17 protein-coding genes are annotated in these 24,094 nt (G+C 58.2%); 4 read left to right on the top strand and 13 right to left on the bottom strand.

Annotation, left to right across the window (positions count from 1 at the left end):
• Positions 1–85 precede the first annotated feature (85 nt).
• Both Pla52nx_RS01880 and Pla52nx_RS01875 read left to right on the top strand, forming a co-directional pair.
• Positions 86–1,834, top strand: coding sequence for a hypothetical protein (locus Pla52nx_RS01880; RefSeq protein WP_197454207.1), 1,749 nt, complete (start codon positions 86–88; stop codon positions 1,832–1,834).
• Between the two features lie 11 nt (positions 1,835–1,845).
• Positions 1,846–2,997: a M20 family metallopeptidase gene (locus tag Pla52nx_RS01875; RefSeq protein WP_231741634.1), complete on the top strand. Its 1,152-nt coding sequence runs from the start codon at positions 1,846–1,848 to the stop codon at positions 2,995–2,997.
• A gap of 462 nt (positions 2,998–3,459) precedes the next feature.
• Here Pla52nx_RS01875 and Pla52nx_RS01870 read toward each other — a convergent pair whose 3' ends face one another.
• Positions 3,460–4,278 (bottom strand): SDR family NAD(P)-dependent oxidoreductase, encoded by an 819-nt coding sequence (locus Pla52nx_RS01870; RefSeq protein WP_146518017.1) that lies wholly within the window; start codon positions 4,276–4,278, stop codon positions 3,460–3,462.
• Positions 4,279–4,305: 27 nt separating this feature from the next.
• A complete protein-coding gene (locus Pla52nx_RS01865) occupies positions 4,306–6,135 on the bottom strand; it encodes a UbiD family decarboxylase (protein WP_146518016.1) in 1,830 nt (609 codons plus the stop codon).
• Positions 6,136–6,236: 101 nt separating this feature from the next.
• On the opposite strand from Pla52nx_RS01865, the gene Pla52nx_RS01860 reads away from it, so the two are divergent.
• Together Pla52nx_RS01860 and Pla52nx_RS01855 are read left to right on the top strand one after the other, a co-directional pair.
• Positions 6,237–7,766 (top strand): leucyl aminopeptidase, encoded by a 1,530-nt coding sequence (locus Pla52nx_RS01860; RefSeq protein WP_342190325.1) that lies wholly within the window; start codon positions 6,237–6,239, stop codon positions 7,764–7,766.
• Between the two features lie 449 nt (positions 7,767–8,215).
• Positions 8,216–9,169 (top strand): carbohydrate kinase family protein, encoded by a 954-nt coding sequence (locus tag Pla52nx_RS01855; protein WP_146518014.1) that lies wholly within the window; start codon positions 8,216–8,218, stop codon positions 9,167–9,169.
• A 148-nt stretch (positions 9,170–9,317) separates the two neighbouring features.
• Here the strand turns inward: Pla52nx_RS01855 and Pla52nx_RS01850 are convergent, their stop codons facing one another.
• The 11 genes from Pla52nx_RS01850 to mdh form a co-directional block, all read right to left on the bottom strand.
• Positions 9,318–9,569 carry a hypothetical protein gene (locus Pla52nx_RS01850; protein ID WP_146518013.1) on the bottom strand — a complete coding sequence of 84 codons (252 nt, stop codon included), beginning with the start codon at positions 9,567–9,569 and terminating at the stop codon, positions 9,318–9,320.
• A 743-nt stretch (positions 9,570–10,312) separates the two neighbouring features.
• Positions 10,313–11,560 (bottom strand): hypothetical protein, encoded by a 1,248-nt coding sequence (locus tag Pla52nx_RS01845; protein WP_146518012.1) that lies wholly within the window; start codon positions 11,558–11,560, stop codon positions 10,313–10,315.
• A 15-nt stretch (positions 11,561–11,575) separates the two neighbouring features.
• Positions 11,576–13,009 (bottom strand): caspase family protein, encoded by a 1,434-nt coding sequence (locus tag Pla52nx_RS01840; protein WP_197454205.1) that lies wholly within the window; start codon positions 13,007–13,009, stop codon positions 11,576–11,578.
• Between the two features lie 293 nt (positions 13,010–13,302).
• Positions 13,303–15,222 carry a proprotein convertase P-domain-containing protein gene (locus tag Pla52nx_RS01835; RefSeq protein ID WP_231741633.1) on the bottom strand — a complete coding sequence of 640 codons (1,920 nt, stop codon included), beginning with the start codon at positions 15,220–15,222 and terminating at the stop codon, positions 13,303–13,305.
• Positions 15,222–17,918, bottom strand: coding sequence for a secretin N-terminal domain-containing protein (locus Pla52nx_RS01830; protein ID WP_231741632.1), 2,697 nt, complete (start codon positions 17,916–17,918; stop codon positions 15,222–15,224). Before Pla52nx_RS01830 ends, Pla52nx_RS01835 begins: the two co-directional genes overlap by 1 nt.
• A 386-nt stretch (positions 17,919–18,304) precedes the next feature.
• Positions 18,305–19,597: a dihydroorotase gene (locus Pla52nx_RS01825; protein ID WP_146518010.1), complete on the bottom strand. Its 1,293-nt coding sequence runs from the start codon at positions 19,595–19,597 to the stop codon at positions 18,305–18,307.
• A complete protein-coding gene (locus Pla52nx_RS01820) occupies positions 19,594–20,616 on the bottom strand; it encodes an aspartate carbamoyltransferase catalytic subunit (RefSeq protein ID WP_146518009.1) in 1,023 nt (340 codons plus the stop codon). Before Pla52nx_RS01820 ends, Pla52nx_RS01825 begins: the two co-directional genes overlap by 4 nt.
• A gap of 186 nt (positions 20,617–20,802) precedes the next feature.
• Entirely contained in the window at positions 20,803–21,255 is a 453-nt protein-coding gene (locus Pla52nx_RS01815) for a DUF423 domain-containing protein (RefSeq protein ID WP_146518008.1), read from the bottom strand.
• Complete coding sequence (locus tag Pla52nx_RS01810; RefSeq protein ID WP_146518007.1) at positions 21,248–21,637, bottom strand: response regulator transcription factor; 390 nt, start codon at positions 21,635–21,637, stop codon at positions 21,248–21,250. Before Pla52nx_RS01810 ends, Pla52nx_RS01815 begins: the two co-directional genes overlap by 8 nt.
• Before the next feature lie 38 nt (positions 21,638–21,675).
• Positions 21,676–22,578, bottom strand: coding sequence for an alpha/beta hydrolase-fold protein (locus Pla52nx_RS01805; RefSeq protein ID WP_197454204.1), 903 nt, complete (start codon positions 22,576–22,578; stop codon positions 21,676–21,678).
• 430 nt (positions 22,579–23,008) lie between these two features.
• Positions 23,009–23,956 carry a malate dehydrogenase gene (gene mdh / locus Pla52nx_RS01800; RefSeq protein ID WP_197454203.1) on the bottom strand — a complete coding sequence of 316 codons (948 nt, stop codon included), beginning with the start codon at positions 23,954–23,956 and terminating at the stop codon, positions 23,009–23,011.
• Between the last annotated feature and the right edge of the window lie 138 nt (positions 23,957–24,094).

Below are 24,094 nucleotides of genomic sequence, written 5' to 3'. Positions count from 1 at the left end.
ACAATACAGATAGCCCCACTGTCCCTCTGATTTGTTTCGCTAGCCGAATCTTGCTCCCGCCCTCCAGCCTGCGATCTCGACGGTCATGCCTGCTTCCGAACTGTTTGACCTGTTGCCGATCCCCGAAGGCGTGAACCATCCTCACGCGTATCAGGTGTTCGGACTGGAGGCAGGCGAACAGGACCCTGAAACGATCGGCGCGGCCATGAAAGCCGTGTACCAGCATCTCAAAGCGGTCAAAGACGAAACCGATCCGTCGGTGTGGAAACGAGCGGCCAAGATCGCCGAATCAGCCCGCCAAACCTTGCAAGATCCCGCCGCGCGTGCCGAGCTGGATGCCCGCTTTGGTATCTTCGCCCCAGCCATTCAAACGCCCGCTCCCCCACCACAACCATCGCAGCGACAACCATCGCCGAGCCAGACCAAGCCGTCCGATCCACTGGCGGCGATGTTGCCTGCGAGCGATCCCCTGGCCGCGATGCTGCCAAGCGCCAACCCGCTGACGCCACCGGCAACAACGCCACCTCCAGGCACGCCGCCCGGGTTTGCACCGATCGCACCTCAAGCTGCTGCGCCGTCAGCCATCGTCCCACCGACTCCAGCGGGACCACCTCTACCGCCCGCCCCAGCGGCACCGGCAAACGCAGCGGCCCCGGCAAACGCGTCCAACGCAGACTCCTCCCTGCCGACCACCAGCGGCGGCCCGGGAGTCAACTTGCGTGGCAGCAAACGATCGCGACGACGAAAGAAAGGACTCGGCTTGGTCGTCTTTGCCGGAGTCATCGTGGCTTTGTTCGCAATGGTCGGCGGACTGCTGTACGTATTGATCGTCGGACCCGATCAATTTGCAATGTTCCGCAGCGAGGACACCAACAACGGCGTTTCCGCCTCTGGCATCCAAGTCAATCCACCGATCGCCAAACCCAAAGAACGATCCGACGGCGTTCTCAGTGGTGCCGCGGCAAGCGGTCGCGCGCCGGTGTTCGACGAAAACGGAAAGCCTCCCGCCGGCTCAGGCCTGGATGGACCTTCGATGGATGGACCTTCGATGGATGGGCCAAGCATGGGTCAGCCAGGCATGGACGCCGATAACGGCATGACTCCTGAACCGACGGTTCCTGAGCCATCGCCTCCCGAGCCGACACCAACGCCCGAGCCATCGCCCGAGCCGACACCGACGCCCAAGCCATCGCCAACGCCCGAGCCGACACCTCCCGCTGCAACTCCAACGCCACCGATGACGACGGAGTCAACACCAGAGCCTGCGCCGCCCAAGCCCGAGTTGACACAAGAAGCGATCGCGGCCAATCAAGCCGAGATCGGCAAGGTCGCTCAATTGGTCTTGGATCGCAATTGGTCCACGATGAAAGACGCTGCGGACAAGTTGACTCAGCGTGATTTGAGCGAAACGCAAAGCGTGCAAGCAGACTCGCTGTACCACATCGCTGACCTGGCAAGCTTTTATCGTGGCGCCATCGTCAAAGGATTGGAAACTTTGGAAACCGGCTCGACGTTTCAACTCACGGAAGACCTCTCCGTGATCGTGGTCGAACACACGAGCCAATCGCTAACGATCCGATTCAATCGTCAAGAGAAAACCTACTCGTTGGACGACATGCCGTTCACAGTTGCCGCCCGCTTGGCTTCGTTCGCCCTGTCGTCTGATCGACCGGATGCGCAAGCCGCCCAGGCGATCTATCAGTGTGTTGCCCCCAAGTCCACTCCGGACTACCGCAAGGACGCGGTCATGATACTTTCACAATTGGACGGTCAATTAGAAACGGTGGACGTTCCTGCATTGATCGAGATGCTCGACGTCTTGTACCCAAACTAGTCAGCAAAGAAATGGATCTTCTCAGCGAGTGCATCGGACGTCTACGGCGGATGATTGCATTCCCATCGGTCAGCAATGTCAGCAACTCGGACATCACGGATTGGATCCAGCACGATCTGGTCCAACTCGGATTCGACGTCGAACGAACCTCCTACGTCGATGGCAAAGGCCAGACCAAGTGCAACTTGATCGCGCGACGTGGCCCATCATCCGAATCCGGCGGACTGGCCTACTTTGCCCATTCCGATGTCGTTCCCGCAGCCGATTGGACCGGTCCCGGCGGCGATCCCTTTGTTCCGATGCAACACGATGACCGAATCTACGGTCGCGGTGCCTGCGACATGAAAGGCTCCCTGGCGACCATGCTGTCCGCAGCAAGCAGCTTTGACGCCCGTGCTCAGCATGCACCGCTTTGGATCGTCGTGACGGCTGACGAGGAAGTCGGCTTTGACGGAGCGAATCATATCGTACAGCACTCGGCCGCCTATCGCGAATTGGTCAGCGCCCAGCCGGTCTCCATCATCGGCGAGCCGACTTCGCTGGGCGTCGTCCACGCGCACAAAGGAATCGCCGGTGCCAAGATCACCAGCAGGGGACGCGCCGCACACAGTTCGACACGCTTAGGTGCCAATGCCAACGAAGCGATCGTGCCGATCCTGAACACCTTGCTGGAACTGTGTCACAAAACGCGACAGCAGTCAGAGTACCTACATGAAAGGTTTGATCCCCCGGACCTCTCTTGGAATTTCGGTGTCAGCGATCACGCCACCGCCGTCAACATCACTCCCGCTCTCAGCACCGCCTGGGTCTGCTTTCGTTCGATGCCCGGCATCGATGGCCGGGATCTGCTGCAGACGTTGCGTGATCAATGCGACGAACTCGGCTTGTCGCTCTCCGAGATGCCCGGCAGTGGACCGTTGTGGACCGACCCCGAGGCACCTTGCGTCCAAGCGTTCTGTGAACTTGCCGGCGGTGAACCGAAAACCGTTTGTTACGGCACCGATGGCGGCGTGTTGACCGAGTTGACTCGACGCATCGTGTGCGGCCCCGGCGACATCGCGCAAGCACACACGAGCGACGAATGGATCAGTTTGGATCAGTTGCAACGCGGGATCGAGCTGTACAGCAAAGCCATCACGCGTTGGTGTGTGAAACCAAGCTAATGCTGGGCCGTTGCAAAATTTGGGGTTCTGGCACTGTTTTTTCAGTCCATGTTTATTTTCCATGCATCGCAATCAAAGTGAGCCTCAGGCGCTAGCCGTGGGCCGTTGATTTAATCGAAATTGGGAACGCAAGGGTGAGCCGTGGGCCGTAAGGCACCGGGCAATGCGGTAGGCCCGGCCGCTTACGCGTCGCGGCTCACTAAATCAACAGCCCGCTAGCCGTGGGCCGGCACCACAATCCGCCTCAGGCCCACGGCTAGCGCCTGAGGCTCACTGGGGGAGGTCGGATCGAGCGAAGCAAGATCCGGGAGGGGGCCTACGCTGAGAAAAACGAGTTCAAATGCCCAAACGGTGCGCATTGCCCCCTCCCTCGCATTCGCCTAAACGGCTCTGCTCGACCTCCCCCAAGTTCCTTGGGGGAGGTGTCTGTCACGTGTCACCCCGACGCCTCAACAGCCAAGCCTATCCCGTATTCATGCCGACTTGCAGACCGTCGGGTGCGTAAATCGTACGCCCGCCATCGACGGGCAAACACACGCCGTTGACAAAATCGTTTTCGCACAAGAAACGAACCGCATGCGCGACATGCTGTGCCGTACCGATCCGCCCGCTCAACGTGCTCTTGGCAAGCTTCTGCTGCTGTGGTGCTGGAACATCATCGGCCAACAAAACCGGCCCCGGCTGGACACAGTTGACGCGAATCTTGGAGTTCCACTGCGCAAACTCCACCGCTAAACTCCGCGTCATGACTTCCACCGCTCCCTTGCTGGGAAAGTATGCGGCATGATCCAAGTAGGGACGCACGGTGGCCCAGTCGCCGATGTTCACGATCGATCCGCCGGTCGGTTGGTTGGACATGCGGTTTGCCGCCGCGCGCGCGGTCATGAACGATCCGATCGTGTTGATGTCCACGTATCGTCGGATCTCATCCGGGGTCACTTCGTTCAGTGGTGTCGGCGACCAGATCGCTGCACTGTTGACAACGATATCGATGCGGCCGAAATGATCGGCAGACTGTCCGACAATGTCTTCCGCCGTCGAGTCACCCGCCAACGAACCAGAGGTAACGATCACCTCCACGCCAAACTCGTCGGTCAGTGACCGTGCAACCTGATGGGCTTCGTCGACACTGCTGTTGGCATGCAATGCGATGTAGCATCCGTGCGCTGCCAGTTCGATGGCGATCGCGCGGCCGACCCGCGGCGCACCGCTGCCCGTGATCAACGCCACGGGGTGCTGACAACCAAAAACCGATTGCAAGGAGGGTGCCGGGGCATTCATCGTCGATACCAACTGTTGAACTTGAGATTAGAGATATCGAGCCAGAGGACCGCCACGTGCGGCGCGCGCGTCGACTTTCGAAATCGTTTCTTTGTCTTCGATCACCGGCGGTGCTTGCCAAGGCTTGAACCTCGCGTCGATCACCAGTGATCCACGGCACCCCCAATGCTTGGACACCGTTTCGGCATCGATCCCGGACACGTCGGTCGCCGGATTGCTGCGAGTAAACGTCGCCCACAACCAATTCTTGATCGATGCGGCAGCAAACTCACTATCGTCCATTAGTGTGATCAGCGGAAACCGATTGATGGAGGAATCACTGTTGAATGCAGCCGAGAACCTGCGGGCATCGTCCGCCCCACGTTGTTCACTGTATTTGGGTGCACCGACCGCCAATACGCCGGGCATCACAATGCGGGGATCAGTGAAACCATCGGGCAGTTGCATCCCGGAGGGAAGTTCACCGGCCAGGTCTCGAATCGGTGCTCCGATCGCAGCAGTAACAAGTTTAGAGCCGCGATTGAAACCACTGCCCGAATAGTCCAACGTATCGATCGTGGTCTGCGTCTGGAAATGCAAGTCACGTCGCCAGTCCACTCGCATCAACACCCATTGGATGAACCGCTCGATGTCGTGAATGTCCAGTTCGTTCTTGGGGTCGTCCGTGATCCACAGGTACTTTGCCAACGACAACTGGCCATTGCCCAAAATCGCGTTGGCTTGTGTCAACAACTCCGCCGGTGCCGGTGCGTCCAAGTACGGCATGTAACGTTCGCTGCCGATCGCCAACAACAACGGATGCACGCCGGCGGCATCGACCGCATGGACGGCTTTCACACCCGGGATCACCGTCGGAATGATCGGATCGGTCAGCTCATGGATCAACTGACCAAACGTCGTGTCTTCTTGCGGTGGTCGGCCCACGACGGTGAAGGGCCAGATGGCTCCGTCTCGGTGCCACACCCGGTCGACTTGCATCACAGGGAACGGATGCTTTAGGCTGTAATAACCCAAGTGATCACCGAACGGGCCTTCCGGCTTGGTGACCTTGGGATTGATGCGACCGACGATGGCAAAGTCCGCATCGGCATAGACAGGTGCGTGCTCGCCACGGATCATCTTGATACGTCGACCAGCCAGGGCGCCGGCAAAGGTGAGTTCGGTCAAGCCCTCCGGCAACGGCATCACGGCTGCCAAAGTCATCGCGGGGGAACCGCCCACGGTGACGGCCACGCGTAGCGGGTCAAACTGGGCCAACGCGGCTTTGTGATGCACGCCGATCCCGCGGTGGATCTGATAGTGCAATCCGACCTCGTCGTCTGTGTATTCATTGCCCGACAACTGAACACGATACATGCCCAGATTCACTCGCATCAGATTGCCGATCGCCAACGGGTCTTCGCTCAGCACCTGAGGCAGCGTCACGAAACCGCCGCCGTCGTCGGGCCAGCATTTCAGTTGTGGTAGCTGCGACACCGTGATGGAGTTCTGAGCGACCGGACCACTGCGAGCGAATTTGGGCAGCATTCGCAATGCGGTCAGGGGAACGCCCGCATACCGTAACGGATGCTTGGGCAAGGCCGACGGGTCCAGCTTGACTTCGATCACCCGCCTGACCGACTCCAAAGTGTCACGAAACAGGTAGCGGGCTTGTTCCAACGAACCGAACAGATTGGAAGCCATCGGAAACGCACATCCGCAGACTTGTGTGAACAACAGCCCAGGACCACCGGACGCGTAGACACGTCGCTGGATTTCGGCCATCTCCAAGTTCGGGTCGACTGAATCGTCCACCTGAATGAGTCGATCACCGGCGCGAAGGTCATCGACGACATCTCGAGTGCTGCGGTGTTTCACCGAATCACCGCCTGCGGGCTGGTGTGAACAAATGCGTTAACGGATACCATGAATGACCTCGTGTTGATTCTCTGCTTCATGATCTCATGTCGGAAAGCCCCGTGAACCCTGATTCTCACTCCACACCTGTCTCAAGACCGTTCGCTCAGCCGCAGCTTCACTTGATCGACAATCCGCACGAGGCCGACGCGGATGTATTGGTCACAGGAATTTACCTTGATCAGCCCCTGAGTCCCACCTTAGCGGTCATCGACAAAGTTTCCGATGGCAGTGTCGGGCGTCTGGTGAAGCAAGGCAAGGTGTCCGCAAAACGAGGCGACACGTTCTTGATCCCAGGACCTGGCACGAAGAGCGACGGCGGCGGTCCGCATCTCGTGATGATCTTGGGCTTGGGGGACCGTCTCACCAACGAGTCATCGACGATCAGCAATCGCTCGCTGGCCTTTGATTCAGCCGCCACGGCCCTCCGGGGGCTGCCCAAAGGCTCCGTGTCCGGTGTCAATGTCGCGTTGGCCGAATGCTTTGAAGAAGACGTTCACGACATGATCGTCGCCGGCGCGATTTCGGCATTGGAGGGGCAAGCCATTTATCAGACCGGTTCGGACGCGACGTCTCCAGAGGCCATCGGATTCTCTGGACTTGTCGAATCAGCACTCCAGCAAGGACAGTCGCTCGGTCAATCCATCAATCACACCAAACGACTTGTCAACGAACCGCCATCGATTCTGTTTCCGGAAAGCTTTGCCGAGCGCGCCCGTGTGATCGCCGACGAAGTGGGCTTGGGGATCGAGGTTTGGGACGAAAAACGGCTGGAGGCCGAAGGCTGCCGGGCGATTTTGGCCGTCGGTGCCGGATCCAGTCGTCCACCACGCCTCGTGATCTTGAAACACAACGGCGGAGGTGATGAACCACCGGTCGCGATCGTCGGCAAAGGTGTCACCTTTGACAGTGGCGGCCTGTCGATCAAACCGAGCGAAGGAATGCTGACCATGAAGATGGACATGGCCGGAGCCGCGACGGTCGTCGGTGTGATGCACGCTTTGGCAAAACTGGACGTCAAACGCAACGTGATCGGCGTCTGCGGGCTAGCCGAAAACATGATCAGCGGTTCCAGCTACAAACTCGGCGATGTGATCGAAACCCGCAGCGGAAAAACGATCGAGATCCACAACACCGATGCGGAAGGCCGAGTGGTCTTGGCCGACACGCTGGACGTCGCAATCGGTCACCTGCCCGTTGCGATGCTCGACTTAGCGACACTCACCGGCGCTTGCATGGTCGCGTTGGGCAAAGAAGTTGCCGGGTTGATGACGAACGATCAAAGTCTCTGCGATGCGGTTTCGAATGCGGCCCGGATCGAAGGTGAACCGGTGTGGCAATTGCCCATGTTCGAACTCTACGACGACAAGATCAAGAGCAAGGTTGCCGACATCAAGAATGTCGGCGAAGCGAGATGGGGAGGCGCGATCACGGCAGCCAAGTTCCTGCAGCAATTCGTCGGCGACGTGCCTTGGGTTCACACCGACATCGCCGGCCCGGCTTTCGCAGACAGCCCGCTGCCCGCACGCGACGCAGGGGCCACCGGAGTGATGGTGCGAACGCTCATCCGCTGGATCCAGTCCATGTCGTAATGAGTCTGCTTTCCAAACGGTTGCTTCATCCAGGACCAATCAGCCCAAAGTTTGGTGTTGACATTGTTTCTACAGTCCATGTTTTTGTTCCATGCATCGCAATCAAAGTGAGCCTCAGGCGCTAGCCGTGGGCCGGCACCACAATCCGCCTCAGGCGCTAGCCGTGGGCCGGCACCACAATCCGCAATAGGCCCACGGCTAGCCCGGATTATTCACTCGACTCCCTACAGTCTTCGCAATACGTTTGCACGGAACGGTTTACGCGGATTGGCGCGAAAACAGTCTGCGCTGATCAGCCGCCACGCGATAGCGTCCGGTCCTCACGCCTGAGATCGGGAACCGGACGCAATCGAGAGCGTCCGACATAGCACGGTTGTGTTAATGGACGTTCGGTCGTGTCGCATGCCCTCACATCCCCTCATCCAAACTCACATGGTCAACTATCCACCATGACAGCACCCACACAACGTCCCGACCCCGTTGACCTGATCGGAATCGGCGTCAGTGTGATGGACATTACCATGGTGGTCGATGAAGTACCCGTGGGCGAAGCGGTCGTGCGTGCGAGCGAACGAAAAGCGAGCTTGGGCGGTGGAGTGGCAGTCGCGATGGCAACCGCCGCCAAACTGGGCGGCAAAGCCGCGATGGTGGACCTGCTGGGAACAGACACCATCTCGCAATCCATTATCGATCAGATGCAAGCTGCTGGCGTGGACACTTCGTTGATTCAACGAAACCCGGATACGCAGGCATCTCTCGCGAGCGTCCTGGTGCGCAAGGACAACGGAGAACGCACGATTGTGTTTTCACCGGGGACCGATGGTCAGCCTCAGTACACGCCGCAGATCGAACAGCTCATTTCAACTGCCCAGATCTTGCATCTCAACGGTCGACATCTCGACGTCGCCTGCGCCGCGATCCAGACGGCTCGGCAACACAACGTCTTGGTCTCCTACGACGGCGGTGCACATCGCTATCGATCCGAAATCATTCCCCTGCTGCGTGAGACGGACATCCTGATCGTCTCAAAACACTTTGCCGAATCACATGTCGTCCAAAGCCAGGCGGTAACACGCAACCCTGTGGTGCATTCGCCCGCCCTGTTGGCCAGTCGCCTGATGTCAGAGTTTGCCTGCCACATCGTCGGCGTGACCGACGGCCAACGCGGCAGTTGGTTTGTCACCCGAGACGGCGATCAATGGCGACAGGCAGCCGTACCCACTCGCTACCAACGTGACACCACGGGCTGCGGCGACACATTTCACGGTGCATTCCTGTTCGCATTGGCAAGTGGACGATCGCTCAAACAATGCAGCGAACTGGCCGCATTGATCGCCTCACGAAACGCCGAAGCACTCGGCGCGTTCGCGTTTGAACTTGATCAAGTAAGCGAGCCCAGATGATTGATTCATTGGCCACAAGCTAATCGTAGGTCATGCTGTGCATGACGAAATACCAGGTCAAAAAACGTAGCCGTCAGTCGCGATAGCACACCGACGGTGAGTAAGACCTCGCAAAGGGCAGTCGCAGAGAACTTCAAACCACAGCATTCTAAATCCAGAATAGATACAGAAAAGCCTGCCATAGAAGACCCATGAAGACAAAGGCCGCGCCGAATTGAACGCCCAACTTTGCGTCAATTCGCGTTCGACGTTCGTTGAGTCGTTTGCCGATCGAGTCGTCGGACATGGACTTACTTACTGCAAACAAATCGGTATTCGTTGGCGAATGTCTCAAATTCGCCAGCGAAACTGCGATACTCACAATCCCTATCGAGACCAGAACGATTGTCCAAGTGTTCATGGACGGTTCTCCTGCCAAGCGTGGAAATCATGTATGCCCGAAAGTAATCGGGCGTCGATTTACCAGAGGCGGAATTGAGCGTGTTTGTGGGCGCGTTATTCTTAAAAAAGTGAGCGATGATCAGTCGGAGGAGTTGACTGACCACTTGCAGAAACCTCACCACCGCCGCTCCGTCGCATTTCATGGTGCGCCTAAAACACAAAAAAAATTTCGCTGTCAGTCGAGAAACAATACACCATCGTCGATTTTCATTATTGCAACGACACGTTTACCGTCATCCGCGTGTGGGGGCAACCCAACGCGGGAATCAGCAGCGCCTACAAGAAACCAGCGTCCAAGTGAGGCTCTAGCAGTCGTATCGATCAACATTGGTGAGCGATTGCTTGATTGAAGGTCGATCTTGATTTGCAGTTCGTCTTGCTCGTCGGTATTCAGCGTCGACGAACTTGTTTATCACCGCATGATACGGGGATAAGAACAGGGCTTGAGACGCAGAAGACAGCACGTCGTTGCCTTGTTCATCGATCGTAAATAGAACGGAACTCCGACGTGTTGGTGTAGCATTTTGTGAGAGAATTCTGGCGAATCCCATTACGAGGGGGAACAGACGGCTGAAGAGACATGCTTTGATAGTGGTTGTTCAAGTGCTTTGACTGACTGCCATTTTCCTGCTCCCATTTTCTTGCCTGTTGGTTCGAACTGGGTGACGCAAGACTGTTGGTCGCCTCGCTTTGCTCGTCGGGTTAGCGATTGTATCGGAAAGCGACGACGGCTCGAGGCACTCCGATCTTGCGGGTGACGCCCCGAATGTCGGTGCTCTCCTCGGTGCCAAATCCGGTGCCGGTCTCAATTCGAGTCTGCATGACGGGCACTTGGACAGTGTATTCCTCAAGGGTACCGTCGGCACGTCTTCGGGTTTTTGTAACGGACTGGTAGATGACGTTTGGGCGTTCACTGTTCTTGGTGATCTCAGGTTCTCCGGCCGGCGGCTGTTGCCCTTTCTGCCAGCAGGCATGAAACGTCAGGGAAACCATCCCGACGTTCTCGATCGGTACGCCAGCGACCGCCACGGCACTCTCGGCCAACGGCGTCACCTTGAATCGCAAGAGTCTCGTCGAGTCTTTCACCCAACCTTTCACACGTTGACGAGATTTGGCAGGGATGACGAAGAATCTCGGCAGCTCTCCGTTCGATTTGCGGACGGACTGATCAGCGAAATGAAACGGTGACAGCCCGTCGATTTTCAGTTGCACCGCGCATTCGTGATCAGAGTTGTTGATCAACTCGATCGAATACTCTTCGCCCAGATTCAGGGTGGTGTAGGCGAGTCCTTCGGGGACCATGCTGCCGGCCGGCTCTCCGAGTCGGCGGTATTGGTTTCCGACGATCACCGACACACCGTAGAGGACTTCGGGATTGCTGTAGAGATCACGTCCGTTGTCGCCGACGTAAATCGTCTTGGCGTCGTAATCACGGCGAAAGCGTTCGGAGCTGTCCGACGCGGAGTCCCCGCCGCGCCGGGAGATCAAATGCGATGAGATCCCGCTCTGGCGTGCCAAGTCCGCGCCGTCCGTCAACATGGGATAACATTCGATGCGCTGGCCCACCGGGCTGCCTCGGTCATCGATCAGCTGGCCGACCAACTGAGCCGACATGCCCTTGCTGCCCGAGTCAGAAGCGTCGGTACGCACCACTCTAGCTTCAAAGCTCAGTCCGGCGCGGTTGGAAAGGACGACTCCATGATCGGCCAGTGCGTTGCGAAACAGTTCCAAGAAACCGACTTCGTTGCCACCAGGCAAGTTGCCAAACCCCTGATACTTTGCCGAAACGCGAGACTCATTGCGTTTGCCCAAGATCTCAGCGACGGAATCGGCCGCACTTTTGACGGCGACTTCAAAATCATTGCCGATCGAGATTTGAGAAACGTGAATCAATAGTCCGACCATGATGATCACACGAATCGACATCTTGGATGTTATTTTTGGCCGCATGATTCTCACCTGGGTTCAAGGGGATTCATTGATCAGCGCTACACGGAATCCAATGTCCGAAAACGCTTGATCTGATTCGTAATAAGAGGCCTCATCGGAAACAGCGATGGAGGCGGGGTAGCGGTAGCTGCCGCCACATGCTGGTTTGTCACTGTCGGGCGAGTCACACCATTCCCAAACGTTGCCAAAGAGGTCGTGCAGAGAAAACGAGTCTGCTGTCTTTGTCGCGGCTTGCCGCAGGGTCTTGCCGGAGTTTTCTGAGGTCCATCCGATATCAGGCAGATTGTCTTGAGCCGTGTTTTGGGCGACCGACGTCCATTGCGAGAGCGTCGGAAGATCCAGCTTCTCGCTTCGCGTGATGCTACCGTCTGCCCGTGCTTGGCGAGTGAGGTCCTCGCAGAACTTCTTCGCCATTTCCCAACTCACCCGAGTCGCCGGAAATCGGTCGCCGTTTAGCCCGTTTTCACCCCAGGGGTCGGCACCGGTTCGTTGCCGCCATTGTTGACGGGTCACCTCTGTTTCCGCGAACCAGACACCTGTCGCGACCGGATGGAATGTCATCCCCAGGATCGAACGAGGACCGGTGAGGCCGCGTCGACCGATCGTCCAGTTCGTACTGCTGCCTCTCATCACGGGCAACTGGCCGTCTGGGCTCAAGCCTTTGCCGATCACGTAGTCGTTGGTTCGTTTGCTGACGTAAAACTGCAAGCCGCTCAGGTCGATTTGTTCGTTGTCATAAAACCGTGAGTCCGCTTGCCCGCGGAGATAGCGGATCACATGGAACGAAAACACGCTGTGTTGGAGAGGGTCGTGTTGCCAACTGAACTGGCCACTCTTGCAACTGAACAGCACGGACATTCCTCCCGGTACGCTGTGGCGGTTCTCATGGACGCTGCCCAGTTCGATTCGCTTTGCACTCTTGCGTCGTCCCGTCTCTGAAAGCACCGATTCCTGACAGGCATCCACCAAGAGCAACTTTTGTGTGGCCGGTGCATCGCTCATCAGTTGAAACACGTCGCTGATCTTGAGCAATGACGCTTTGTCCGCCAGATCGGCTTCGCTGGGACAGAAATAGGTCTCGCGAACACCGGATGGCAGAAGAGGTTCGTCAGAGAACTGTACGCCGTGCCCCGAAAGGCTGATCAGCAAAGTGTCCCCAGCAGCGCAACTCGCGGCCACCGAGCGAATCTGTTTCTCGATTTTCGACGCCGACGTCGGCCTGAGTCGAAAGCTGTCCGAGCCACTGGTCATTACCGTCGTTTGAAACCCCAGGCCGCCTAACGCATCGCCCAAATGCGTCGCATCCTCGTCGGACCAAGGCAGGTTCTCAAAAACACTGGTGTCATACACTTCCACCCCGACGACCACTGCGTACTTGTCTTGCCCCAACGCGGGACAGGAGAAAAGCAACGTTGGGATCAATGTCAGGATCAGTATCAAGTGTTTCATAGACCGTCGGTCATCAAAGTCGCGCGGGAACATCACCAGGGACAACGCACCTCGGGGTCTATCCTTCCCAGAAAGGGGACGACAAGTTCCACGACGAACGCTGCTGGGGGTTTGGACGTCGCCAGGATATCAGGTTTTGATAGGCCCGCCAAATCTTGAGGGAGGTGACAGTGGAAAAGAAACGGCTCAAAGAATAACGCCGAAACATCAAGTCAACGCCAAATTTTGATTAGCCCAGGGCGTATGGCACCACCGAACGCTTGATAACACAACAATGCTAAGCCGGACGCACTTTATCGCGTCGCGGCTGATGAACCATTGGGGCTCAGAGCGTCGAGCGGCGGTCGAGGGATTTTGCCAGACTCGACCTTCTCTGCTTTCTTGAGTAGTTTCTTGCTCTGGGACAACTCGGCCAGCTTGGTTCTCCAGGCGGCCAATTCCTCCGCCGTTGGTGGGCGGTTCTCGCGTGTTGCTGCTTCGAAGGTTTCAGCCTTTAGCTTTTCATAGTACGCTCGTGTGGCATCGACGGCGGCTCTTTTTTCGTCGCGTACTGCTTGCTTGACTTCGTCGCCGCGCGGTTGTGCGTCTTCGCCAAATCTCGCCACCATGGATGACGGTTGCGGCGAGATGGCGGCGGGAGTCGCTGCTGCTGCAGATTCGGCAGTGGGCAACGCACCACTGGGTATTTCGTCACTGGGCATTTCGTCACTGGGGCGGATTTGCAATCCCCACGTGTTCAGCATTCCGAATCGTTCACTGCGACTGCACTCGATCACCAATTGCCACGTGCCCTGGACGTTCGTGCCGTTGAACTGCGTCAAACTGGGCTGGCGTTTGGCGAGGGCCTCGGGCTGATAAGAACCTTTGAAGGGCGGTCGGGCCTTTGTGATCGGGTACCGCGACCGGTCGTCGAAAACCGTTTGATCAAAGTGATCCCCGCTGCCGCCGACATCGGTAAACAGCTCGACACGTTGCCCGGCGGGACCGACCAGGAAAGCGTCCAGGTAGCCGACGCTGGTATGTGTGATCGACAGTTCGACATTGAGGTCGCCGATCAAGTAGTCTTCGCTGATCACGATCTCGGAAACCACACTGCGTCGAGGCGGCAGGATGACGGCGGATTCGTTTTGATAACTGCCGCCGACCAGTGCGCGTGATTGAGCGATCTCGGCTTTGGTCAAGATGCCGTCGCCGTTGGTGTCGTAGGCATTGAACTCTGCGACGCGCTGCTCACTCAACGTGGTGGCAAACTCGGTCAACTGGAGCTGCTCGTCGCGATCGACATCCAACTCATAAAACCAAGCGGGCAATTCAATTTCCGATTCACCTGCCATCTGCTGCAGACTATCCAGGTAGGCATTCACCTCCTGACGCGAAAGCTCTCCGTCACGATCTTCGTCGATCCGGCCCAGCGGCACGCCCAGCTTCGCCGCTTCGACATCCTCCAGTCGTCCGTTTCGGTTCGCGTCCAGTCGGCCCATCACCATGGATGTGAGATAAGAACTTGAGCCTCTGCCTTGCCATGAGTTGGAGCTGTCTTCCCGATCGGACTCCGGTTTCTCCCAGGCTTGGACGCCACTGCCGGTTCGCCAAGCTTTCTTGACCAGTTCATTCTTTTGTTGATCCAGCAATCGACGCCGTGCGAAGCGTTGAGCGAGTTCCAGTCGGCTCAAGCGATCATCGCCATCGACGTCCGCCTCGAACGGGTCGCGATGGGTCCACCGCGCGCGTATCGCTTCGCCGCGATCAAGATGTCCGTCACGATCGCGGTCGTAGCGTCGTAGCGTATCGTCGGCCTGCTGCAAGTCATCGCGAGTGTACGCGTACTTGGCTTCCCCGATACCGAATTCGGGGATCAATGGATCGTCATCCAACGGCACAAAGGACTGGACACCGCCATCGATCCGAGTGGGGCGAATCCGATCGTCATCGATGCCGTTTTGCAGGGCAAAGTGAATCCGAGCGGCTTCACGCCAGTTATCGATCGAGTTGGGGCGATCCAGCGACATTCGTCTGGCTTGCGCGATCCGCTCCATAAAGGGACGTGCAAGCGGCGTGATTTCATCGGGTTCGATCTGACCGTTTTCGTTGCGGTCCAGACGCTGCAGGGACTCCAGCATGCCGGACTGCGCGTGCGCAAGATTGGCGGCGAGCAGGGTAGCAACCCAAAAAAGAGTCCTGACACCTTTTTGCATCCTGACACCTTTTTGCATCAGCGGTCGCTCCTGCTGCTGTTGCGGCTACGATCTCGATCGGAACTGGAGCGGGATGTGGCGGATGGCTCGATGCCGAGTGCTTGCTGCAGCAGGGGGTCCATCAATGCGCCGCTGCTGGGCGTCAGCACTTGCACCTCGGTCTCACTGCGTCGATCGATCGCCATCGCCAACTGCTCGACTTCGGCGAACAATTGTCGGGGGGCGGTGATGATGAGTGAGTTACTGGGCTCGTGAACCGCGATGGTCATCTTGGGTTCCAGGTCTCGCGCCGGCTGAGCAGCGGATTTCTTGGCGTCACCTTTCTTGGATGCCGCTTGCTTCTCGGCTTCGGCTGCCTTGGCGGCGGCCGCCTCGCGTTGCGCCGCTACGGCTGCAGCTCCCTCTGAGCCGCCTGGCGACGCTCCTTTGGGTGCTGCGCCGGTGGTGGATGCGGTGACGCGACCGGCGTAGGCTTCGCGGATCACGGCGGCGACTTCGGACGCGCGCGTGTTGGTCAGTTCGATGACGTGAGAGGTTCCGTAGGTCTCGATGCTGGTGAGGCTGGAGTCTTTATCGATGATGTTGAGATACTCTTCGATTTTCGCCAAGTCGTCGGTGGAGCCCTGGGCGATCAATCGATTCAACCGGCTGTCCGAGACGACGGTCACCGAGTCAAAGATCATCGACATGGTGCCGTCACGTGAGCTGATGATGCTGCCGAGAAACCCGCTGTAGGAACTCGACGAGACATAGCCGTTGACGAGGGTTCCGCCTTCGACTTCGCTTGCGGCTTCCCCGCCGTCGAGCAACTCAGCCAACATTCGCAACGCATCGTCGGCTTTGGTGTGCGTCAAGTAAAAGATGACCGGAGGTGATGGCGTCGAGTCCACGGGACCCGAAAGCATACGGAAGTGTTCTTCGAATTTTGCCAGCGCGGTCGCATCCTCGCACTGCAAAATCAGACCACGCGGTGTCAACTGACAGCGAATGGCCGGCGCACCGCCGGTGACCTTGGTCGTCAGCAGTTTTGCATCGGCCGGTTGGCGAGCTGCGGTCAGACGCGACATCGTGTCGGTCGGATTTTCCGAGCCGACCACACGCTCTGTGATGCGAGGAGCAGTTTGCAGGTTGGTTTGAAAGAGCAAGACGGGATTTTCACCACGCCAGAATCTTGCCGACGTTTCCAGCAGATTCAACGCTTGTTCTCCGCGAACGGGCAGCAGCAACGTGTCGTCGCCGGCGGGGGTGACGGCGGCTGAATCGAGTCCCTCGACGATCTTGCGGATCTGCTCGATCTTGTCGCGTTTGGCTCGGACAAACAATCGCATGTTGCCGGGATCCGCGTCGATCTTTGGCGCATCGGGATCAATGTCGTCGGGATCATCCAAAGCGTCGGGCAAGTCCAACATTTCCTCCAGCAGGCTGATCACAAAGTACGGATCGACCGTCTTGAGCGGGATGACTTCGAACTCGGCATCGGTGGCTTGCAGCTCCAGGACCGTTTGGGCGATCTCGGCTTGGGTTTCCGGAGTGGCCAATGCGACGACCGTACCGGCTTCCTTGTCCATTGACAGTCGTACGGATTTGCCGGCAAGGATCGTGAGCAGAACATTGTAAACCGTTTCGACGTTTCCGCCCGAGACCGCGTGTGCTTGCAGAACGTTCTCGCCGTTCTGAGTGGAGAGTTGTTTGTCGGGGCGGTCCAGTGCGGTCACCAAGTTCTCCAGCAGCTTGACCTTGTCCTCAACTCCGGTGATGAAAATGTTCTTGCCTTGCAAGTCCGCCGAAAGGCTGACGTCGATCCCGATCATCTCACCAGTCGCCAAGCCCATGTGCGGACGTGCGACCAACAAGATGTCTTCGGCGTCGACGTGCTGCAACGCAAAGTTCTTGACCACGGTGCCGTTGTCGAGCGTCGATGGTTCAAACGCGTCGAGGATGGCTTTGGCGGTTTTTAATTTTGCGACGGTGTCGGTGATGATCAATTGATTGGTTCGGGACAACACGGCCGGTGTGGTCATCAGGTTGAGAGCCGACAGCTCCAACACCGCGTCTTCGGCATCGATCTCACCGAGACGAAAAATGCACTTGACGACTTCATGCGTGTTGCGTTTGTCCAAGTCTTGCGCGGGGATCATATCCGCCATCGCATCGAGTTGGTTCATGCTACGCGGATCGTTCAAGTTGATCACGGTTAGCAGCTGGCCATTACGCACGAGCGTGAATCCTTGCGGCAGCAAGAACAAGTTGATCCGATCGATCGCATCGTCATGCGTGAACGCGTTGGGGTCGGTGTAGGTGAAACTGCCTGGCGGTATTTCACTGACATGCAACGCCAAGTCGGCTTCGTCGGCCATCCAAGTGATCACGTCACGCCAAGAAGCTCCGTTGAACGAAAATCGAACCTTGCCGGATTCGGCATCCGGGGTGTTGGAACGCTCGGCGGTGTCGGTTGCAGGCGTGGGGACGGGCTGATCCGCTGGTGGTTGCGTCTGATCGGGTTGCGGCTGAGCAGGTTGCAGCTCAGTAGGTTGCAGCTCATTAGCGAATGGCTCAGCGGGTTGCGGCTGAGCAAATTGCGGTTCAGTCGCTAGCGGCTCTTGGGCGGACACGCCTTGCGTGTTCAAGCCGAAGAATATGCACACCACGATCATGCCGAGAACTCGCGGGGCGACGGCGAGGGTCTGTTTTGGGATCAGCCGAGAGATTTTCATGCGGTGGGCGAGCCGTGGAGAGGCTGGTGCAGTGGTCCCGTCTGGTCAACGCGTGATTGAGCCGATTTGATGTGCCGGGGGGCCATCAACGGGACACGTTGCCGGACGGACAACCTGATTACCGAGAAGGCTTGGTCGGCCACGGCAAAGCAGGTGCAGCAGGGTTTGGAGGGGACGGAACAGGCGGGATGCGGTCGGAAATACCTGAAAACATGGTTTCAGGCAAGCGAACTGTCACACTATGAAGGTAGCCGGGACGCCCAAAAAGTCAATGTTTGGTTCCTCGGAGAGACATTAGCAACGCATCAGCAATCGGCGGCGTAGTGGATTTCGCCAGAAATCCTGTGCGAAAGGAATTCTGGCGAATCCCATTACCATGTGCGTCATCAATCGGATTGTCGATATCGGATTTCGCCGCCCACCATTGCCAGCATGACCTTACCGGTCAGATTTTGCCCCTCAAAGGGGCTGCTGATGCAACGGGAGCGGAACTGCTGGGGATCGACCCGCCAGGTGCAACCGGGATCGATCAGGACGACATCGGCGACACTGCCAGGGGCGATCGATCCGGCGTCCGTTAACCCGGCGATTTTGGCGGGTCTGCAGGAGAAACGATCGATCAGTTTCGTCCAGTCGAGGATGCCTGTTTCGATCAAGTAGGTCACCGCCGTGGCCAGCGATGTTTCCAGAGACGACATTCCGAAGGGAGTGAGATCCAGGTCGTTCATCATCTTTTCGCGGCTTCGGGGCATGTGCCCGCTCTGCAACGCATCGATGGTACCGTCGGCCACGGCCCCGCAGAGTGTCTCCACGTGACGGGGACTGCGGAGCGGCGGATGGACTTTGAAGCGTGATTCGTAGGAACGCAGCGAGTGGTCGGTGAGTGACAGATTGTGAGGGCAAGCCGATGCCGTCACCTTGATTCCTCGTGATTTCACACGGCGAATCATGTCCACGGCCCCCATCGTGCTGACCGGGCCGACGTGCAAACGCCCCCCGGTGGCTTCCGCCAAACGCACATCGCGGGCGACCGCCAGATCCTCGGCTTCCGTCGGCAGTCCCTTGAGTCCGAGTACGAGAGAGACTTGGCCGTCGTGCATGACGCCGCTGTCGGCAAGCGATGGGACCTCGGGGCGATCGATGATCGGACGCCCCAACATGCGACAATACTCAAGCGCCCGTTTGAGCAACGCGTCGTTGGGGACCGAACGCGGAGCATCGCTAAAGGCGACCGCACCGGCACCGGCGAGCAAGCCGAGTTCGGCCATCTGCTCACCCTCGCGGCCTTTGCTCAGACAACCGACGACGTGAATTCGAGCCCCTCGGGCTTCCGCCGCTTTTTGACGAATGTATTCAACCGCGCCATAGGAGTCGACCACTGGATCGGTGCTGGCAGTTGCCAAGACCGATGTGAAGCCTCCGGCGAGCGCCGCGTGACTTGCCGAGTGAATCGTTTCGTCTTCGTCGAACCCCGGTTCGCGAAACTCCGCCGCCAAATCCACCAACCCCGGCGCGACGATCATTCCGCCCGCGTCAATACGGGGGCAATCTGCGGGCAAGTCGCCGTCACTGGGATCGATGGCGGCGACGCATCCATCAATGATCAGCAAGCGGCCGACACGATCCAGTTTTTGTCTCGGGTCGATCAGGCGACCGTTTTCAATCAGATGAGTCGTCATGAGGTCGAGCCGCTGATGTTGGTGTTGGGTTCCTGTGAGTTGGGGGCGATGCCACGATGCGCATCATCGGCAGCAGCCAACAACCAGAGTGCCGCCATGCGAACCGCGATCCCATTGTTGACTTGTTCCAAGATCACCGAGTGGGGACCATCGGCGACCTCCGGTGTGATTTCCACGCCGCGATTGATCGGGCCAGGCGCCATGATCAAGATGTCCTTTCGAGCCTTTTTCATCCGCGCTGCGTTCATCGCGTAGAGCGCTGCGTATTCGTGCACGCTGGGAAACGGCCTCGCCTTTTGCCGCTCGAATTGGATTCGCAGCAGGTTCAGCACGTCGCAGCGAGGCAAGATCTCATCGAGGTGGTGAGCGACTTCAAAACCCAGTTCGCGCCAACGCTCGCTGACCAAAGTGGGCGGGCCGCACACGATCACATGGGCGCCGAGTTTATGCAGTCCCCAAATGTTGCTGCGTGCCGTTCGGCTGTGCGCGATGTCGCCGACCATCGCCACGGTCAGGCCCTCAAAGGAACCGCGGTGCTGACGAATGGTCAGCAGGTCCAGCAAACCTTGAGTGGGATGTTCGTGCGGCCCATCGCCCGCGTTGAGCACACAGCAATCCAGTTCCCGCGCCAACAAGTGCGGCGTGCCCGGGGTGGAGTGTCTCGTCACAACCCAGTCGACCCCCATCGCTTCGATGGTCTTTGCGGTGTCGACGTAGGTTTCGCCCTTGGCGACGCTGCTGCCGGAACTGCCGAACTCGACCGTGTCGGCTCCCAAGCGTTTTGCAGCAAGGGAAAAGCTGTTGCGGGTCCGCGTGCTGTTTTCGAAAAACAGGTTCGCACACGTCTTGCCCTGCAGCAACGAAATCTTGCGTCGGCAGCCGCCGGTGGCTTCTTTCATGACCTGGGCCACGTCCAACAGGGTCACGATTTCGTCGGCTGACAAACTCTCGAGATCCAAGAGATGACGTCGATTCCAACGTGCTCTGTAAGGAGTCAGATCAGGCAGCGTGTCGGGCATGGCAGGCAGCTCAGGACTGGTTTTGAAACTGAGTCATACCGTAAGGCATCGCCGCACGCTCGGGGAGGTGCCAGAGGAAAAAATGAGCCTACCCCGGGGTGCGCTGGCTTCGCCGCGACCCCGGGCTTTGTTGTTGAACCACTTCGTGGTAAGTGCGCTGACTTTTGTACAACAATGCTATCGCCTTCAGGCGTGATCGCGTTTGGCAACCCACGGTGCGGCGGCCAGGATCGCCCAACCGACGATCCAAGACAATCCGCCCAGGGGCGTGATCGCGCCCAACCAGGGTGTGTTGGTGGCGACCAAGATGTACAGGCTGCCGCTGAATAGGACCAAGCCGATCAACATCAACCAAGCGGACCAGCGTGCCAGAGAGGGAACGATCGGTGCGGCCACGGCCAATCCGAGCAGTGCGACGCCGTGAATGAGATGATAGCGGGCGCCGACGTCGAACTGGTCCATCCGCTTGGCGATCAGTTCTGCGTCGAGTCCCATGCCGACCAGGTAACCCTCCAATCCATGGGCACCGAATGCTCCGATCAACACTCCCAAAGCGCCGGTAATACCGGCTGCGCCGATCAAGCGTGCTTGCAACCGCGTGACGGCTTGCAAACGCGTGTTGGCAGAGAGTTCACTCATCAGGATTCAGTAGGGAACGAACGGCTTTGAGCAGACGGTCCATCGGAAACGGTTTGCGGATGTACTCGCTGACGCCCAGCAGTTCGGCATAGGCTTTGTGCCGACTGCCTTCGTTACCGGTGATCATGATGACCGGCAGATCTCGTTCGGAACTCCGACGCAATTTTTCCATGACGAGAAAGCCGCTGCGTTTGGGCATCATCATGTCTAAGATCATCAGGTCGGGAGTTTCCTTTTCCGCCAAAGCCAAGCCTTGGTTTCCGTCACGGGCGATGACGACTTCATAGCCTTCGCCTTCCAATGCATATCGGACCGATTCGATGATTTCGATGTCATCGTCAACGACCAAGATCTTGGGAGCCGATTTCGCGCTCTGCGACATGCCGTCGTTCGCCGTTGACACTGATTTCCGACCTTCGCTTAATTGTCTGAAAAACCGACCGGACTGGACTCCCAAGGGTTTCGTCCTTGGAGGCCTGTTTGTGATCCTGTTTGCGAGCTTGTTTCGCTGTCGTGTTGCCCCACCGGGATGCCTTGGACGACGTGGTCCATGATCCAGTGGTTGACGTCCGCCAAAGCCACCGTGTTCATTTCGTCGTCGTCACGATACTGGCGGATGTCGACACGAGCTCGGATCATCATGGCCGAGCGGATGTCGCGTTGCAACAACGAGGACTGGAATTGGTCGTTTTCGATTGCCCATTGCCACAACATGGGCAAGCGAATTTGTCGCAGCTGGTTCAAGTTGGCGAACAAATGCCCCCCGCTGGGCATCGCGCCGCCCATCGAAATCGCTGCGGCAAAAAGTTCCGGCATCCGCATGGCCACCCGCATCGCCATGGTACCGCCGCTGCGGTAACCGGCCAGCACGATCCGATCGGGATGCACGGCAAATCGATCGCTGGCTTCGGCAATCGCCTGCTCGACGGCGTAGCACGCCTGCTCGATCCCCGCGGGACTCTCGTGCCATTGAAATTGATGCCCTGCGGAATCAATCGATCTCGTAGCACGCACGCCGACGGCGAGATAATTGCGAGCGCTGATGTGCGGCAGCACTTGGTTGACTTGGTTTTCGTTGTATCCATCGCTGTGCAGCCAAACCACCAGCGGATACTTGTATTTGGGTTCGTAATGCAGCGGCACAAAGAACGAGTTGCACGAGGGCATCGCGTTCCAGCCGAACGATCCCACGTCGAGATCGGAGTCAGCGTCTGCCGAATCCGGTACGCCGTAGGCCTCAGTGGTCTCACCGACCATGCCCCAAGTCGCCGACAGATTGCTCAGCAGTTCGTCGTGGTCGCTGCCGGCGTCAGAGGGCTCCATTGGATCAATGTTTTTCGCCGACTCGGAGCCCGAGCGGGATTTGCCAGTAGGGCTGCCAGTGGATTGATTGGTGTGCGATTGCGGCGAGGAGGAATCCGGCGACGAACTGGATGGTGAGTTGGATGAGGGGTTCCATAACATGGATGGATGAAAACGGCTCATGGATAGATTTGCCGATCGATCGAGGAATGGAAGGAATGAATTCGCTCACGCGTGTTGCGTGCTGCCACACTCGATTTCCATCATCAGAATGAAAATCAGTTCGTTGCAATCTTGACTCAGCTCCCTTCCGAGTTCGGCGGGGGCCACGTTGTCGAAAACGTACGCCCCGCCTGCGATCGATGTCAACGCTGAAGCCTGACATCCTGCTACCAATTCTTCGTTTTGCACCCCCGATCGGAGTGCACGAAAGATAGCATTTCACCGGTCCTTAACCGGCGAGCAATTCGTCCATCGTCGCGACGAGCTGCTTGACGGCTTCCACGCTGTTGTTGAAGTCCGAGGTTTCCTGATCGGTGAGTTCCAGTTGGATGATTTTTTCCACGCCGCCACTGCCCATGACGACGGGAACGCCGACGTAGTAACCGCCAACGCCGTATTCTTTGTCGCACAACGCCGCGACAGGGATCACGCGTTTTTTATCTTTGACAACCGCTTCGACCATTTGTGCACAGGCCGCTGCGGGCGCGTAATAGGCGCTGCCTGTCTTGAGCAACGACACGATCTCGGCTCCACCTTTGCGAGTCCGTTCGACGATTTCATCGAGTCGCTCGGCGCTGATCAACTGGGTCACGGGAATTCCGCCGACGCTGGTACAGCTTGGGACGGGAACCATCGTGTCGCCGTGGCCACCCATCAACAGGGCGCTGATGTCTTCGACGCTGACGCCCAATTCCATTGCCAAGAACGTGCGGTAGCGTGCGGTGTCCAGAACGCCGGCTTGGCCGCAGACTTTGGCGGAATCAAATCCGGTGACTTTCCACATTTGCTGGACCATCGCGTCCAACGGGTTGCTGACCACGATGACGACCGCGTCGGGGCTGGTCTTTTTGATTTGCTCGGCGACGCTGGTGACGATTTTGGCATTGGTGGCTAGCAAATCATCACGGCTCATCCCGGGTTTACGGGGAATTCCTGCGGTGACCACGATCACATCGCTGCCCGCGGTGTCGTCGTAGCTGGTCGTGCCCACGATGTTGCTGTCGAATCCCATGATGGGGGACGCTTGCATCAGGTCCAAAGCCTTGCCCTTGGGCATGTCTTCGGTTTGAGGGATGTCCAACAGAATGACGTCGCCCAATTCAGCCGCGGCGCACCAGTGGGCACACGTGGCTCCGACGTTTCCGGCTCCGATGATCGTGATTTTTGCGCGTCGCATGATTTTTTTGCTCTTATCGCGGGTGGGTGGTGCGGGTCGGACTGATGCGGTTGGCAGGAGTGCATCAGCAAAACCGATGCACCCCAACAGGCCTCCCATCCTCTCCGTCCGCCGCCCCCGGTCAATGGGGCTTGATCG

Origin of the sequence: Stieleria varia, assembly GCF_038443385.1 — a bacterium.
Taxonomy (GTDB): Bacteria; Planctomycetota; Planctomycetia; order Pirellulales; family Pirellulaceae; genus Stieleria; species Stieleria varia.
This window is presented reverse-complemented; position numbering and strand designations above follow the sequence as displayed.

Bases quoted from the DNA above. Each gene is read 5' to 3' on its own strand.
- Pla52nx_RS01855 (WP_146518014.1), top strand. From the start codon at position 8,216: ATGACAGCACCCACACAACGTCCCGACCCCGTTGACCTGATCGGAATC.
- Pla52nx_RS01825 (WP_146518010.1), bottom strand. From the start codon at position 19,597: ATGACGACTCATCTGATTGAAAACGGTCGCCTGATCGACCCGAGACAA.
- Pla52nx_RS01840 (WP_197454205.1), bottom strand. From the start codon at position 13,009: ATGAAACACTTGATACTGATCCTGACATTGATCCCAACGTTGCTTTTC.
- Pla52nx_RS01880 (WP_197454207.1), top strand. From the start codon at position 86: ATGCCTGCTTCCGAACTGTTTGACCTGTTGCCGATCCCCGAAGGCGTG.
- Pla52nx_RS01820 (WP_146518009.1), bottom strand. From the start codon at position 20,616: ATGCCCGACACGCTGCCTGATCTGACTCCTTACAGAGCACGTTGGAAT.
- mdh (WP_197454203.1), bottom strand. From the start codon at position 23,956: ATGCGACGCGCAAAAATCACGATCATCGGAGCCGGAAACGTCGGAGCC.
- Pla52nx_RS01810 (WP_146518007.1), bottom strand. From the start codon at position 21,637: ATGTCGCAGAGCGCGAAATCGGCTCCCAAGATCTTGGTCGTTGACGAT.
- Pla52nx_RS01845 (WP_146518012.1), bottom strand. From the start codon at position 11,560: ATGCGGCCAAAAATAACATCCAAGATGTCGATTCGTGTGATCATCATG.
- Pla52nx_RS01875 (WP_231741634.1), top strand. From the start codon at position 1,846: ATGGATCTTCTCAGCGAGTGCATCGGACGTCTACGGCGGATGATTGCA.
- Pla52nx_RS01805 (WP_197454204.1), bottom strand. From the start codon at position 22,578: ATGGAGCCCTCTGACGCCGGCAGCGACCACGACGAACTGCTGAGCAAT.
- Pla52nx_RS01850 (WP_146518013.1), bottom strand. From the start codon at position 9,569: ATGAACACTTGGACAATCGTTCTGGTCTCGATAGGGATTGTGAGTATC.
- Pla52nx_RS01835 (WP_231741633.1), bottom strand. From the start codon at position 15,222: ATGCAAAAAGGTGTCAGGATGCAAAAAGGTGTCAGGACTCTTTTTTGG.
- Pla52nx_RS01815 (WP_146518008.1), bottom strand. From the start codon at position 21,255: ATGAGTGAACTCTCTGCCAACACGCGTTTGCAAGCCGTCACGCGGTTG.
- Pla52nx_RS01830 (WP_231741632.1), bottom strand. From the start codon at position 17,918: ATGAAAATCTCTCGGCTGATCCCAAAACAGACCCTCGCCGTCGCCCCG.
- Pla52nx_RS01870 (WP_146518017.1), bottom strand. From the start codon at position 4,278: ATGAATGCCCCGGCACCCTCCTTGCAATCGGTTTTTGGTTGTCAGCAC.